Source organism: Kordiimonas sp. UBA4487, assembly GCF_002389025.1.
GTDB classification, from domain to species: Bacteria; Pseudomonadota; Alphaproteobacteria; order Sphingomonadales; family Kordiimonadaceae; genus Kordiimonas; species Kordiimonas lacus.
Genome location: NZ_DGNR01000011.1, coordinates 166,560 through 180,351, shown reverse-complemented (window position 1 = coordinate 180,351; position 13,792 = coordinate 166,560). Strand labels below are relative to the sequence as shown.

The window sequence follows — 13,792 nt, the reverse complement described above, 5'->3', positions numbered from 1 at the left end:
CCAATCGCTTTTCACAGTTGCTAACTCTTCTTAATTGCATGGAAACAAAAGGTTTTTCCCTGAAATAAGCACAAGATAGTCTGGCTAAAATTCGTCCAGTTTCTTCAAGGGTTTGGGTGCTTCATGCCGCGTGCTGGTTGCATGCGGGGCCGCGATTTTACAAAAGCGCCATGGCCCTGTATAAGGCGCCCAGTTTTGGTCCCGGCTTTACGCGTCGGTCCCCTGAAATGAATGGAACAACTATGTCGAATTATCTTGTGGCTGCGCTTTATAAGTTCGCGGCCTTCCCTGACTTTAAGGATTGGCAGCAGCCGATCACCGATGTGTGCCTCAAGGGCGACGTGAAGGGCACGCTCCTTCTCGCGAACGAGGGCATCAACGGCACCATCGCCGGCCCTGAGGCGGGTGTGCGCAAAGTGCTTGATTTCCTGCATGCCATCGCGCCGCTTTCGGGCTTTGCCCACAAGGAAAGCTGGGCGTCGGATGAGCCTTTCCTGCGTATGAAAGTGCGGCTGAAGAAGGAAATCGTCACGCTGGGTGTGGAAGGGGTGGACCCCAACAAGGTGGTTGGCACCTATGTGAAGCCACAGGACTGGAACGCGCTGATCTCCGACCCGGATACGGTGGTAGTGGATACCCGCAACGATTATGAAGTGGCCATTGGCACCTTCAAGGGCGCAGTGGACCCCAAGACCAAATCCTTCCGCGAGTTTCCCCAGTGGGCCGAAGAAAACAAAGACCTCCTGAAGAAGCCCAAGCTGGCGATGTTCTGCACTGGTGGTATCCGCTGCGAAAAATCCACGGCTTATATGAAAGAGCAGGGATACGAGGAGGTCTATCACCTTGAAGGCGGCATCCTGAAGTATCTCGAGGAAGTGCCGGAAGAGGACAGCCTGTGGGAAGGCGACTGTTTCGTCTTTGACGACCGGGTATCCGTGCGCCACGGCCTCGCGGAAGGGGACTATACCATGTGCCGCGCTTGCCGTCGGCCTGTATCCCCAGACGCCAAGCTGCTGCCGGAATATGAGGAAGGCGTCAGTTGCCCGCTGTGCATTGACGAGACAACAGCTGACCAGAAAGAGCGCTTCAAGGAACGCCAGAAGCAGATCGAACTGGCGCAAAAACGCGGCGAACGCCACGTGGGAATCACCAAGCCACCCCGTGGCAAATCGGGCGGCGCAGCGGAAAGCGCCGAGGCCGACTAGTGGCTGACGCGCATCCCATTCTCTATAGCTTCCGCCGCTGCCCGTATGCCATGCGGGCGCGGCTTGCCATCGCCAAGGCTGGCGTGGGTGTGAAGCTCCGGGAGGTGGTGCTCAGGGACAAGCCGGCCCACATGCTGGAGATCTCGCCCAAGGGCACGGTGCCGGTGCTGATGCTGGCGGACGGCACGGTGATTGACGAAAGCCTGGACGTGATGCGCTGGGCGCTTGAGCAGCATGACCCGGACGGCTGGCTGACACCGGAAGCTGGCACGCTTGCTGACATGCTCGCGCTGATCGCGGGCTGTGACGGCGACTTCAAGCATCATCTGGACCGCTACAAATATGCCACCCGGTATGAGGATGTGGACCCGCTTGAGCATCGACAGGCTGCTGAGGTGTTCCTCGCCAAACTGGAGGCTCGGCTTCAGGATACGGGTTGGCTGTTTGGCGGTCGCGCCTGCCTGGCCGATTATGCCGTCTTGCCTTTCATGCGCCAGTTCGCCAGCGTTGATCGCGTCTGGTTCGACAGCGCGCCCTATCCGGCGCTGCGCGCATGGCTGAAGGCCTTTATGGACGGCGACTTTTTCAAATCGGTGATGAAGAAATACCCGCAGTGGCAACCTGGTGATGCGGAAGCCGATTTTCCGGGCTAGGGCTTAGATGCTGTGGGCGGCGCTCACATGACGCGCCATCTCAAGATACCGCATGAAGGTGATAAGGCTTTGGGCCGACATTTCGCGCGGGTTGAAGTGATCGCCCGTCGCGAATTTCTTGACGATATCCTGCTCGTCCTTCGACGCGTGATAATAGGCCATCGACCAATCCGAGAAGATGCGTTCCGGCGCGGGCTCGAAAAAGACCAATTCGAATTTGTGGTGCGCGTCTGAGCGCATGATGCGTTGTAGAACATCGGAAAGTGATGTCCTGCTGCCCTCAAGCATCTGAACGAATGTCGCGCCATTGAACCATAGGGCGCCCGTAATATGGTGGTCCTTGTTGAAGCCCCTGGAGTTCAGCAGGATGGTGTCCATGTCGCAGGATGTGTCATCCTTCAGTTCGCTGATATAAAGTAGATGATAGAGCACGGCATCTGGCCTCCACCGTTAACCATAACCAAGTGTATGATTTCAGGGCTAAAGATTGCGTTAACGGGAATTTGCGCCGAACAGTCGTTGCCGGTTGGGGGCGGCTTGGTTTAAAAGCAGCTAACGCAACGTTTCAAACCTTATCGGGAGCATCAGCATGGCAGCAAAAAAGGCACGGGTGAAATGGGCCGGTGACATGACCTTCATTGGCGAGTCGCCTTCGGGCCACGCGGTGGTGATGGATTCGGGTTCCGGCGACGGCGGCCTTGATCACGGCATCCGCCCGATGGAAATGCTGCTGCTCGGGATGGGCGGTTGTTCCAGTATCGATGTGATGCTGATGCTCAAGAAATCCCGCCAGAAGGTCACTGACTGCTGGGTGGAGCTCGATAGCGAGCGGGCCGAAGAACCGCCCCGGGTGTTCACCAAAATCCACGCACATTTCGTGATTACGGGGCACGGGGTTGACCCTCGCGCGGTCGAGCGGGCTATTCAGTTGTCGAAGGATAAATATTGTTCGGCGTCGGTGCAGCTGGGCGCCATGGCCGAGATTACGACTGACTTCGAAGTCCGCGAAGCCGACTGAAGATTGACGGTTTCGCGTCCGGCGGGATTGCCAGCGCCTGCTCGACGCTCACGAGCGTCAGCGTCCCGCCATAAACACAGCCCGTATCGATGAACAGCGCGCTCCCAAGTTTCTTGGGGGCGTCGATAGGCGTGTGGCCATGCACCGTCAGCGCGGCCGTGCGGTCGCTCTGTGGCTTGCCCTTCGTGAGCACCCGCCGGCCCCACAGCATGGCCTGAACCTGATAAAGGTCGAACACCGTGTCACCCACTTGGCCCCAGTCTTCGCCCGGCCATTCGGCGTGGCAGACGCCGATGGTGCGTCCGTCCTTCAGCTCAAGTGTGATCGCCAGCGGCATCTGCTGCGCCAGCGTCGTGCAATCGTCTTTCTGCTCTTCCGTCAGCTGTAGGAACCACTCGCCGCCATTGGCCATCCACATGGCCACGGCGCCGTCGAACTGGGCATCCAGAAGCATGGTTTCGTGGTTGCCGCGGGTGGCATAGAACCAGGGCTTGTGCAAAAGCATCATGCAGTCATAGGAGCTCGGGCCCCGGTCCACCAGATCCCCTACTGAAATGACGCGGTCTTTTGCCGGGTCGAAATTCACCCGCGTCATGGCCTCGACGAAATGGTCATATTCGCCGTGCAGGTCCCCAAGCAGAAAGTCCCGCCCGGCCGTGTTGGCCGGTAGCCTGATGTGGCGCGGGGCTGTCTGATGCGATGCGTTCATGTTTGGTCCTGGATAGTCCGTTAAGCGGCGCGCCCGATTGGCGCGGTTGCTTCTTTAAGCCACTGGCGGGTGTCTGCGTCAACCAGTTCCGCTATCTTATCATACACCTGTGCGTGATAGCCATTGAGCCACTCAAGCTCAGTATCCGTCATGATTTTGGTATCAACAAGGCGGCGGTCAATGGGCGCCCAGGTGAGGTTTTCAAACTCGAACATCTCACGTTCGGTGTCTTCATCAACTGGCTTCACCAGGATCAGGTTCTCGATCCGGATACCGAACTCGCCTTCCTTATAGTAGGCGGGTTCGTTCGACAGGATCATGCCTGCCTGTAGCGGAACGGACGTGCCGCCTTTGGCAATCCGTTGCGGGCCTTCATGCACGCCCAGGAAGGCGCCGACACCGTGGCCGGTGCCGTGGTCATAATCCAGCCCAGCTTCCCAGATCGGACGGCGCGCGATGGCGTCCAGCGCCATACCGCTGGTGCCTTTGGGGAATCGCGTGGTGGCCAGCGCAATGTGGCCCTTCAGCACGCGGGTGAAGCGGTCGCGCATCTCGTCTGTCGGTTCGCCAATCGGCACGGTGCGGGTGATGTCGGTGGTGCCGTCCAGATACTGGCCGCCGCTGTCCACCAGATACAGTTCACCAGCCTTGAGTGGGCGGTTGGAGGCTTCATTTACCCTATAGTGCGGCAGGGCGCCGTTGGGGCCGCTGCCGGAAATGGTGTCGAAGCTTTTGTCGCGCAAAAGATCCCGCTTCTTGCGGAAGGCCCACAGGCGGTCCACGGCGGTCAGCTCATCAATGCCGCCCTTGGGTGCTTCGGTTTCAATCCAGTGCAGGAATTCCGAAATGGCCGCGCCGTCCCGGATATGGGCATCGCGGCTGCCTTGCTGCTCGGCCTCATTCTTGATGGCTTTCGGCAGGATGCAAGGGTCCTGGCCTTCAATCAGCGTGGCGCCGCTGACCTCAAGCGTGTTGAACACCTTGGCGTTGTTGGTGTTGCGGTCCACCAGGATTTTCCGGCCAGCGCCACCAAGCGCCGCCAGCGCCATATAGAAGGTGTTGCGCGGCTCAATCTGAACCTGGTTGCCCAGGTGCACGCGCAGCTCGTCGGTGATTTTCTCTGGCGCGATATAAAGGTTGGCGCTGCCATCAGCGTGCAGGATGCCCCAAGCGTGGGTCACAGGCGTGTTGGAAACGTCCGTGCCGCGAATGTTGAAGGCCCAGGCAATGCTGTCCAGCATGGTAATAACGGCGGCGTCGGCGCCTTCTTCCCGCAGTTGGGCAGCAATCTCGGCGCGTTTTTCCTCGGCCGATTTGCCGGCATGCTCGGCTGTATGCACCAGCGCGGGCGCCAGCGGCTCTGCAGGGCGGTCTTCCCAGATGGCATCGATGACGTTTGTGCTGACGGCCTCAAGCTTGAGGCCCTTCTTCTTGAACAGGGCTTCGGCTTCCTCAACCCAGGCGATGGTCGTCAGCTCCGGGTCATAGCCAATCACGGCGCCCTCATCCGAATGGTCGGCCACCCACTTCAAAAGCGGGTATTCATCAAACAGGTGATGTTCATACAAGGCCGGGTCCAGCTCGGCTGCTGCCTGAATTGTGTAGCGCCCATCGATAAACAGGCTGGCCTTGTCCATTAGCACCGCCGCGTTGCCCGCAGACCCGGTGAAGTTTGTCAGCCACGGCAGACGCTGGGCGTAGCTGCCTACATATTCGCTCATGTGTTCATCGGTCAGCGGCACGATATAGCCGTCAAGGCCACGCTCCTTCATCTCAGTTCTGAGGGCGGTCAATCGGGCAGCATGATCGGACATGGGCGGCTTCTCCTAAGGTTTCAACTGAAAACAAGTTGGGCTTTACATGGCAGGGCAGGGGCCATTTTGCAAGGAAAGTTGGTATTTCCGGGCTTGCCTGCGCGAAGGGCTTTACAGCGTCTGTTGCCCGTCCTACCTATGGAAAAACACCTTTGTAGAGTCAGGATCACACCATGCTCAAAGCCCCCGCGTCCCTCGCGCCGCCAAAGGCCACGACAAAGCCCTATCAGGCCAGCCATCATGGCATCACGTTTGAGGACCCATACTTCTGGCTGAAGGACCCGGGCTACCCTGAAGTAACGGACGAAGAAATCCTTGGGTATCTGAGGCAGGAAAATGATTATTTCGAATCCGTAATGAAAGATCAGGCAGATCTGACCGACGCGCTTTTCGAGGAAATCAAGGGCCGCATCAAGGAAGACGACGAAAGCGTGCCGTGGGCGGATGGCGATCATGAGTATCGCTGGGCTTTTGCCAAGGGGGCTGAATATCGTGCCTGGTACCGCCGGCCAAAAGGCGCTTCGGACTGGGACGTGCTCTTGGACGAAAACCTTGAGGCCGAAGGGCATGAGTTTTTCAAGCTGGGCGGCATGGCCGTCAGCCCCTGCGGGCGCTATCTGGCTTACTCCAGCGACACCAACGGGTCTGAACGCTTCACCGCCCGCGTCCGCGACCTAAAGACCGGCGACATGCTGGCCGATGAGATTGTCGAAACCTCAGGCGAGATTGTCTGGGCTTTGGACAGCAGCGGCTTTTACTATGTGAAGGTCTCCAAGGAATGGCGGCCCTATCTGGTGAATTTCCACACGCTGGGGGGTGAGGCCCGCAAGGTCTATGAAGAAAGCGATACCAGCTTCTTCGTCCATATCCGCCGCACCAGCAGCCGGTCGCATCTGGTGATCAGAAGCGCTGACCATGTGACCGCCGAAAATCTGGTGGTGCCGCTTGATGATGCGTCTGCTGGTCCGGCGCTTGTTCGCGCGCGGGAGACGGGCCACGACTATACAGTCGATCATGACGGCGCCGGGCATTTCTATATCCGCTCGAACCGGAGCCAGAAAAACTTCAGCATCTATAAGGCACCGGTGAATGCGCCCGCTGACTGGACACCAATCCTGGATGGCAGTGCGTCCCTTTACCTTACCGGCATGCAGGCGTTCGAAGGCTTTCTGGCGGTCGAGGAAAAGCTGGACGGGCTCGACCAGATCCGCCTGCTGTTCCCGGACGGTACCAGCCGTCATATCGATATGCCGGAACCTGTTTATGAAGTGGGGCTGGGCACGAATGCGGAGTTCAGCCAGAAGCATGTGCGGCTGGGGTACTCGAGCCTCGTGACACCGCCAAGCGTGTTCGATTATGACTTGGGTACCGACAAGATGACGCTCAGGAAAGAGCAGGAAATCCCGTCGGGCTATGACAAAACGGGGTACGCGTCCGAACGCCTGATGGTCAAAGCCCGCGATGGCGTCGAGGTGCCTGTCAGCCTTGTCTATGGGAAAGACTGGAAGAAGGGCGCGCCTGTCCATCTGTATGGCTACGGTGCCTACGGCCTTGGCATGAGCCCCAGCTTTTCCGCTACGCGCCTGAGCCTGCTGGATCGCGGGTTCGCCTACGCCATCGCGCACATTCGGGGCGGGGACGAACTGGGGTACGGCTGGTACGAGGACGGCAAACTCGAGAAACGCACCAACACCTTCAATGACTTTGTCGATGTGGCGCGACATCTGGAAAGTGAAGGCTATGCATCCAAAGGCGGCATCAGCATATCGGGCGGCAGCGCGGGGGGCGAGCTGATGGGCGCGGTGGTCAATCAGGCGCCTGAATTATTCAAGGGCGTGGTGCTGCATGTGCCGTTTGTGGATGTGCTCAACACCATGCTGGACGCTGACCTGCCGCTGACGCCGATCGAATGGCCAGAATGGGGCAACCCGATCAAGGACAAGGCGGCGTTTGAAACCATCAAAAGCTATTGCCCCTACAGCAATATTGAGGCCAAGGACTATCCGCCCATGCTGGTAACAGGCGGCCTCAATGACCCGCGCGTGACCTATTGGGAGCCCGCCAAATGGACCGCCAAACTGCGCGCCACCAAAACCGACGATAACCTCCTCATGATGAAGATCAACATGGGGGCGGGGCACGGCGGCAAGTCAGGCCGGTTTGAACGTTACCGCGAGGTGGCGGAGGAATATACCTTCCTTCTGATGGCATTTGATCTTATTTAACCGAACGATTGGTTGGGAAATATTTATGGCACTGGATGGCACGTATGATCGGGAAGTTCTGGCGCTTGATCCGACGCCGGTTGAGACGGAGCGCTTACGGCTGAGGCTGTTTGAGGAAGGCGACGCACACGCCATGTGGCTGATGCTCTCAAACCCCAATGTGATGCGTTTCATTCCGCGCCCGGCAGGCACTGATGAGGCCGAGGAAAAGCAGGCTTTTCTCAAGGGTCTGAAGGAAGGGCGCTTCAAATTCTTCTATGCGGTGACTTGGAAAAGCTCTCAGCATGGTACGGACGAAACGGCCCTTGGCTGGGTGTTGATGCGCCCCACGCCTGATGGTCGGTTCGTTGAAGTGGGCTATTGGTTCCGGGAAGAATATTGGGGCATGGGGCTGGCCACGGAGGCGGGCCGAGCGGCAATTGAAGCCGCGCGCAAAACCATGGGCTTTCCAGACCATGACCTGTTCGCATACGTGCTTCGGGGCAATGAGCCCAGCCGCAATGTGCTCAGGAAGCTAGGGCTGGAGCACCGGCAGGACGCCGTGATCGACGGCGATGACGTATGGGAACTATATGGTCCGGGTGCCGAGATTTACGAAGAAACCGTGCGCTTCATTCACAAGCAGCCAGAAACAATCCCAGTTGAAGGATAGGCAATGGATATTACTTTCAAGGCTTCGAAGGTGCGCCAATTTGCCATAGTTTTGTTGGGCATTGGGCTTGTATGCGGCTATATTTGGTGGTGGTTTGAGGCAACCAATGGACATTGGGGCCTTAAGGCTTTCATAATTCTTGGCGGCAGCTTTTTCGCTCTATGCACTATCCGTGGAGTATATGTTCTTGCAAATGGCATTGACCAATTGGAAATCAATTCCCAGGGATTTCATGCAAAGGCTTGGGCCGAGTTCGTGCCATGGACGAAAGTCAAAGGTGTGTACACCAGCGAAACCAACCGTCAGAAATTCGCTTGCTTTGAGCTTGAAGAAGACGCTCTGCCAAATGGACAGCGCCTTTGGCTTAAACGCACTCTGACTAACCTAAATAGCAGGCTTGGTTTCGGTCAGGTGCAAGTTGCAACGAGCCACTATTCAGAACCTCACGAGGAAATCATTGAAGCGGCATGTGGCGCGTTCCGGCGGGCGGTTCCGAATGTTGACTGCGGCCCAGACGGCTGCTGGCGCAAAGCGTAACCAGTCTAGCCGTGATGCAGTTGCTTGAGGTGATCAAGCGTGGGGGCCATGCCTGAGACGTCATAGCCTGCCTTGGCGGCGTGGGCGAGAATGTCCGGTGTTTCCATCGCACCTGTCAGCGCCTGTGCCAAAGACCATAGCGTGCAGGACCGGGTGCCTGAGCGGCAATAAGCCAGCACCGGGCCGTCCGCGTCCTTCAGCGCCATCGCCATCATTTCGATCGATTCGAACGTCAGTTGACCGCCGACCACCGGAATGGTGGCCCACTTCAGGCCCTTGTCCGCCGCGTAGGCCGCCAGGTCATCATTTTTGGGCTGGCCGCCTTCTTCGCCGTCTGGACGGTTGTTGATGATCAGCTTGAAGCCCGCGTCCTTCGCGGCGTCGATGTCAGCCTTGCCAATTTGGGGGGAGACAGAAACCGTGTCTGTCACTTTTTTGAAGTCGCTCATGTCTGTCTCCTGAAACTTAATCACCAATGGCGGGAGCGTTAGAATAGTAATGCCAGGCCAGAAGCGCAATGGCGCTGCGGTGTGGTTTCCAACGTTCGCCGATTGTCAGAGCCTCTTTCTCGGTCGGGCGCTCCGCATGCCCCACGATCCGGCCTGCACCCACGCGCACCGCCAGGTCGCCCACCGGCCAGATGTCGGGCCGCCCCAGCGAGAACATCAGATACATATGCGCGCTCCAGACCCCCAAGCCCTTCACCGCCGTGATGGCCGCAATCGCGTCGTCGTCCGACATATGTGGCAGCGCGTCCACATCCAGCGTGCCGTCGCGTACTGTTTCCACAAGTGACCGGGCATAGGAAATCTTCTGCCATGACAGGCCCGCACCCCGAAGCTGTTCGTCGGTCACCTTATCGTAGCTGTCCGGGTTGGCTGGATCACCCACCAGCGCCTCAACCCGGCCGCGGATGGTGGCGGCGGCCTTCACCGAAAGCTGCTGGCCGACAATTACCTGCATGAAGGTCTGGAAGCCCTGTGTGCCGCGCCGCTCGGCGGGGTAGCCCACAAGCTTGACCGCTGCCGCCACATGGGGGCAGTCCTTAGCCAAAAGATCAAGTCGGCGCCTGATCTCGCTTTCCGTCAAAATGAAGTCGGTCATCTATCCCACAAAATGCTCGAGCATGGCGCGAAGCACCTGCTTGTCTTCCTTCAGGTCTGTCTGGATAGCACGGGCGTCGGTTTCGGCCAATGCCTTGACGACAATGGTGACCGAAAGTGTCCCGTCCTTGTGCGCGACAGTGCTGACGCGGGAAGGTTGGCTTTGGCTGGTGGAAAAGTGGGATAACACGTTACTTAACGCGTGGGGTTGCCTCCAGGTGAGGACTTCAAAGCGATTGGCTATTTCAAACGGCGCAGTCATGGTGCGCGACTCCCATAAACAAATTGTGGTTGGATCGAACGACAGAGACCCGGCTTCCCTTGGAAACCGGGCGGATCATTCGCCACATTCGTTTATACGCACCTGTTTGTGTCATGAGCGGGACCATATAGGGGCAGCCTTCATAAATCAATAGGCTGTGAAGGTGCCAGCCACGCCCCAGATGATGGTGGTCAAAAACAGGCCGATGGCGGCCAGCGATATCAGCCCCAGGTGCGGCCCGGCGAACAGCAGCGCAAAGCCGCGCTCGGGCATATTCTGCTGCCTGATGAAGGTCGTCGACAGCATGGGCAGGGCCAGCATCAGCATCAGCCCGACGTTGAGCCCCGTACGCCACAGCACGATCAGCCACGGCATCTGAAGCTGATAGAGAACCGTCGGCCACCAGTGCCAGTCGGCATACAGCCCGAACCCGACGAGCGCCGCGCCGGTGAGGCAGAACCAACCATAGCGGCGCCACTGCACGGATGTTTTGCTGCGGATATGCAATGCCCCGGTCAAGAGGATGATGATCATCAACGGGATATAGTTGCCCGCGATTGGTCGGATATAGCCAAGCATACCCACCTTTACGTAGGCCACATCGCCGATATAGGCATAGCCGCCGGCCTTGTAGGGGCTGAAGATCAGCGGCGGTTCGGCAAGGCTGCCACGGTAGGCGTATGGCGCTTCCCATTGATAGCGCCGAGACAAAGGCGGTCCCGCCACAAAGTCCGCGCGCGGCGGCCAAACGATCGTCGCGGTCAAGGTCTCGCCATCAATCATGCGGGTTGTCAGTGTGCAGGTCTCGGATCCGTCCACCCGGTCTTTTACCCAGGCCGATATGTTGGCGCATTGATAGCGCCCGCCCAATTGTTCCGGTTCGAGCAATTTATCCGCAGCTGCAATTGCCTCCTGCCGGGTCCATGTCGGGGGAATGTTGGCAGTCGCGTTCGAGAGTGCCCGTTCGCGAAACAGCTTGCCCGCGCAGCTTTGGCTTTGGGTGCTGGGAAAAGGCGTGGCCTCCGGATCGACATAGGCAATGCCCGATGCAGGGAAGGCCACGACTGAAACACCCGGCCTGCAGTGCCCAAGCTGGACCCATTCATGCGACCCAGACCGGTAGCGTCGTGACCCTGCCATAACGTCAAACCCAAGCGGGTGCATCTGCCATAAGGGGTCTGATATCAGGCGGGCGTGGTTTTCCGATGTCAGGAACGGTGCGCCTGACGCGTCTTCATTGACAAGCAGCAACCGGGCCAACGCTATAACGGCATCCCCGCGCAAAACCGCGGCCGATAATGGTGTGGCGGTCACATCGGGATATCTGGTCTCTACAGGCATTAAAGCCTCTTCCGACAGGCCAAGCGGCCGTAGAAGTTCCTGGGTGAGCAGATCGACAACAGACTGGCCTGTACGCTTTTCAAGGAAGGCCAGTAGCAACCGCCAACCGATGGGGTCATGCAGTGAAATCTGCCCTGCACCCCGCGACTTGATCAGGTAATAGTTGAGAGGCGCCTCATTCATGCCCGCGACGGGCCTTGCAAACCCGCCGGTTTCCGCCAGCAGATGCGCAGGCGTGATCGCGACCTCGAAGGGATTGAAATCCATCAGGTTCGGCATGGCTTTGGCGACCGGCTCATCAAGGCTGATTACGCCCTTGTCTGCCAGCCGCAGCGTGACGAGGGCGAGCACATATTTTGCACTGTCCCCCAGCGGGTAATAGGCTTCGGCCATCTCATCCGTCATGCCGTGCACGTCATGGCCGTTGATATAGAAAGCCTCAGGCGCAGCTTCCTTGAGGCGCGGCAACACGTCGTCGGGCCTGAGCACAACCGCCTGTCCAAAAGCGGGCGCCGCCATGAGCATCAGGCTCAGCCACATGATGAAACGGGAAAAGCGCATAAACCCCCACGCAGTTCGCTGGATATTTCCGTCAGGGTGATTTAAGCACGAGTTTGAGGGGATTACCACCGATGCATCAGAAGGAGCAGCAGGCGTGGCAACTGGGGAAAAATTCATCCCGCTTGAGGGCTTTGAAGCCCGCACGGGCGAGGAAATGCTTGAGCGCTCAAAAGCGTTCCTTGAGATGATGAAAAAGCGGCGCACGGTGCGGGATTTTGCCAGCACGCCTGTGCCGCGCGAAGTGATCGAGAACGCCATTCGCACTGCCGGGCGCGCGCCATCGGGCGCCAACAAACAGCCCTGGCATTTCGCGGTGATCGCCGACTCGGCGGCCAAGAAAAAGCTGCGCGAAGCGGCTGAAGCCGAAGAACGTGAGTTTTATGGCGGGCGCGCGACGGATGAGTGGCTGGAGGACCTTGAGCCTTTCGGCACGGATGCCAGCAAACCCTTCCTGGAGACAGCCCCCTATCTGATTGCCGTGTTCCGCGAAAATTACGGCATCGACGCGCAGACCGGCGAGCGCACCAATAATTACTATGTCCATGAAAGTGCAGGGCTGGCGGCAGGCTTCCTGATTGCGGCCCTTCACAATGCCGGGCTTGCGACCCTCACGCATACGCCATCCCCCATGGGGTTCCTCAATGAGATCTGCGGTCGCCCGAAAAACGAACGCCCGACCATGCTGGTGGTGTGCGGCTATCCTGCAGAGGGCGTCAAGGTGCCGGACATAGACAAGAAAAGCCTTGAGGAAATCTCAAGCTGGATCTGAGTTGTCGCTAGAACTGGAATGTCAGCCCGACGCCGGCGATGGCCTGTAAGGGCGATCCGGTGCCGTCTGCAACAATCGGGCTGTCTGCCGCGTCCCCCAGCAGATGACCGACGGAGATCAGCCCCATGAGGCGCGCTTTTTCAGTCAAGCGGTAGGCGCCGATCAGGTTTGCCGACACTTCGGATAGACCGGCAGATGCCTGGAAGGTGTCATAGACCGAATTTTCAGCCTGCTCGCGGGTGATGCCGAAATTGGTCTGCATGCCCTTTTTGGACATATAGCGCAGGCGGACGCCAAGTCCGGCGGCGAAATCGCCATTCTGGTATATGCCGTGCCCGGCGGTCAGCCGAATAGTCGTGCCCTGGCCGGCGCTCAGTCCGCGCCGGATGTCTGCGTCAATCAAAAGGCTTTCGCGCTTGAACCGGGCAAAGACGCCGACGTCAAAAGTGGTCCCGATATCCCCAAGGCCGGTAAGCGCCTTGTTTGCGCTTTCCTTGCGCCCGAAATGCAGGTTCAGCAGAGGTCCGATCTCCAGCTTATCTGTTTTGAAAGCGGTGTAGGTCAGCTTGCTGCCGTTCAGGCGCCAGATTTCCTTGTAGCGGACATCCAGGATTGGCACAGCACGGAACCGGTAATTGTCTGACCCGACATAATCGGGAATCCAGCCGAAACCGATGCCCATGCGGGCATTCATCTGTTCGCTGTCCAGGTCGCCAGGCCAGATCAGGTCGATGCCCTCCTGCACGGCTTCGATCGCATTGTTGAACCGGTCTGCAAGGTTCAGGCCCTGAGAGGATGCATGGGCTGTATTTGTCTGGCAAAAAACAGCCGTCAGCAGAGTTGCTGGCAGCATGAACTTACGTATCTGGCACGGGTGCCACTGTGACATAGTCTATCTTTCCTCCGTCTCGGTCAGATCTCCCCGGATTGATGCTGAAACCCC

Annotated in this window: 15 protein-coding genes; 7 read left to right on the top strand and 8 right to left on the bottom strand. The window is 58.5% G+C overall.

Features of this window, described 5'->3' with window-relative positions; genetic code table 11:
* Positions 1 to 227: 227 nt before the first annotated feature.
* Together B3Z17_RS06335 and B3Z17_RS06330 are read left to right on the top strand one after the other, a co-directional pair.
* On the top strand, positions 228 to 1,205 hold the full coding sequence (locus B3Z17_RS06335) for a rhodanese-related sulfurtransferase (RefSeq protein ID WP_414672763.1): 978 nt from the start codon (positions 228 to 230) through the stop codon (positions 1,203 to 1,205).
* Positions 1,205 to 1,858: a glutathione S-transferase gene (locus B3Z17_RS06330; RefSeq protein WP_286829027.1), complete on the top strand. Its 654-nt coding sequence runs from the start codon at positions 1,205 to 1,207 to the stop codon at positions 1,856 to 1,858. Before B3Z17_RS06335 ends, B3Z17_RS06330 begins: the two co-directional genes overlap by 1 nt.
* 3 nt (positions 1,859 to 1,861) lie before the next feature.
* Here B3Z17_RS06330 and B3Z17_RS06325 read toward each other — a convergent pair whose 3' ends face one another.
* A complete protein-coding gene (locus tag B3Z17_RS06325; protein ID WP_286829026.1) occupies positions 1,862 to 2,290 on the bottom strand; it encodes a BLUF domain-containing protein in 429 nt (142 codons plus the stop codon).
* A gap of 157 nt (positions 2,291 to 2,447) precedes the next feature.
* On the opposite strand from B3Z17_RS06325, the gene B3Z17_RS06320 reads away from it, so the two are divergent.
* Positions 2,448 to 2,876, top strand: coding sequence for an OsmC family protein (locus B3Z17_RS06320; protein WP_286829025.1), 429 nt, complete (start codon positions 2,448 to 2,450; stop codon positions 2,874 to 2,876).
* On the opposite strand, the gene B3Z17_RS06315 is transcribed toward B3Z17_RS06320, so the two are convergent.
* Entirely contained in the window at positions 2,842 to 3,585 is a 744-nt protein-coding gene (locus B3Z17_RS06315) for a metallophosphoesterase (RefSeq protein ID WP_286829024.1), read from the bottom strand. The genes B3Z17_RS06320 and B3Z17_RS06315 overlap by 35 nt on opposite strands.
* A 20-nt stretch (positions 3,586 to 3,605) precedes the next feature.
* Positions 3,606 to 5,399, bottom strand: coding sequence for an aminopeptidase P family protein (locus B3Z17_RS06310; protein WP_286829023.1), 1,794 nt, complete (start codon positions 5,397 to 5,399; stop codon positions 3,606 to 3,608).
* 173 nt (positions 5,400 to 5,572) lie between these two features.
* On the opposite strand from B3Z17_RS06310, the gene B3Z17_RS06305 reads away from it, so the two are divergent.
* Genes B3Z17_RS06305 through B3Z17_RS06295 form a run of 3 tightly spaced genes read left to right on the top strand, consistent with a single transcriptional unit; the run spans position 5,573 to position 8,813 of the window.
* Positions 5,573 to 7,624 (top strand): S9 family peptidase, encoded by a 2,052-nt coding sequence (locus tag B3Z17_RS06305; RefSeq protein WP_286829022.1) that lies wholly within the window; start codon positions 5,573 to 5,575, stop codon positions 7,622 to 7,624.
* Positions 7,625 to 7,649: 25 nt separating this feature from the next.
* Positions 7,650 to 8,276 carry a GNAT family N-acetyltransferase gene (locus B3Z17_RS06300; RefSeq protein WP_286829021.1) on the top strand — a complete coding sequence of 209 codons (627 nt, stop codon included), beginning with the start codon at positions 7,650 to 7,652 and terminating at the stop codon, positions 8,274 to 8,276.
* Between the two features lie 3 nt (positions 8,277 to 8,279).
* A complete protein-coding gene (locus B3Z17_RS06295; protein WP_068308244.1) occupies positions 8,280 to 8,813 on the top strand; it encodes an STM3941 family protein in 534 nt (177 codons plus the stop codon).
* Positions 8,814 to 8,818: 5 nt separating this feature from the next.
* Here B3Z17_RS06295 and B3Z17_RS06290 read toward each other — a convergent pair whose 3' ends face one another.
* The 4 genes from B3Z17_RS06290 to B3Z17_RS06275 all read right to left on the bottom strand — a co-directional run bounded on the left by B3Z17_RS06290 (position 8,819) and on the right by B3Z17_RS06275 (position 12,080).
* Positions 8,819 to 9,262 carry a TIGR01244 family sulfur transferase gene (locus tag B3Z17_RS06290; RefSeq protein ID WP_068308241.1) on the bottom strand — a complete coding sequence of 148 codons (444 nt, stop codon included), beginning with the start codon at positions 9,260 to 9,262 and terminating at the stop codon, positions 8,819 to 8,821.
* 16 nt (positions 9,263 to 9,278) lie between these two features.
* Complete coding sequence (locus B3Z17_RS06285; RefSeq protein ID WP_286829020.1) at positions 9,279 to 9,917, bottom strand: DNA-3-methyladenine glycosylase family protein; 639 nt, start codon at positions 9,915 to 9,917, stop codon at positions 9,279 to 9,281.
* On the bottom strand, positions 9,918 to 10,178 hold the full coding sequence (locus tag B3Z17_RS06280) for a hypothetical protein (RefSeq protein WP_068308234.1): 261 nt from the start codon (positions 10,176 to 10,178) through the stop codon (positions 9,918 to 9,920).
* A 147-nt stretch (positions 10,179 to 10,325) separates the two neighbouring features.
* A complete protein-coding gene (locus tag B3Z17_RS06275; protein WP_286829019.1) occupies positions 10,326 to 12,080 on the bottom strand; it encodes a serine hydrolase domain-containing protein in 1,755 nt (584 codons plus the stop codon).
* Positions 12,081 to 12,234: 154 nt separating this feature from the next.
* Between B3Z17_RS06275 and B3Z17_RS06270 the strand changes: the two genes are divergently transcribed.
* A complete protein-coding gene (locus tag B3Z17_RS06270; RefSeq protein ID WP_349680304.1) occupies positions 12,235 to 12,849 on the top strand; it encodes a nitroreductase family protein in 615 nt (204 codons plus the stop codon).
* Positions 12,850 to 12,856: 7 nt separating this feature from the next.
* Here the strand turns inward: B3Z17_RS06270 and B3Z17_RS06265 are convergent, their stop codons facing one another.
* Complete coding sequence (locus tag B3Z17_RS06265; RefSeq protein WP_286829017.1) at positions 12,857 to 13,738, bottom strand: MipA/OmpV family protein; 882 nt, start codon at positions 13,736 to 13,738, stop codon at positions 12,857 to 12,859.
* Positions 13,739 to 13,792: the final 54 nt, after the last annotated feature.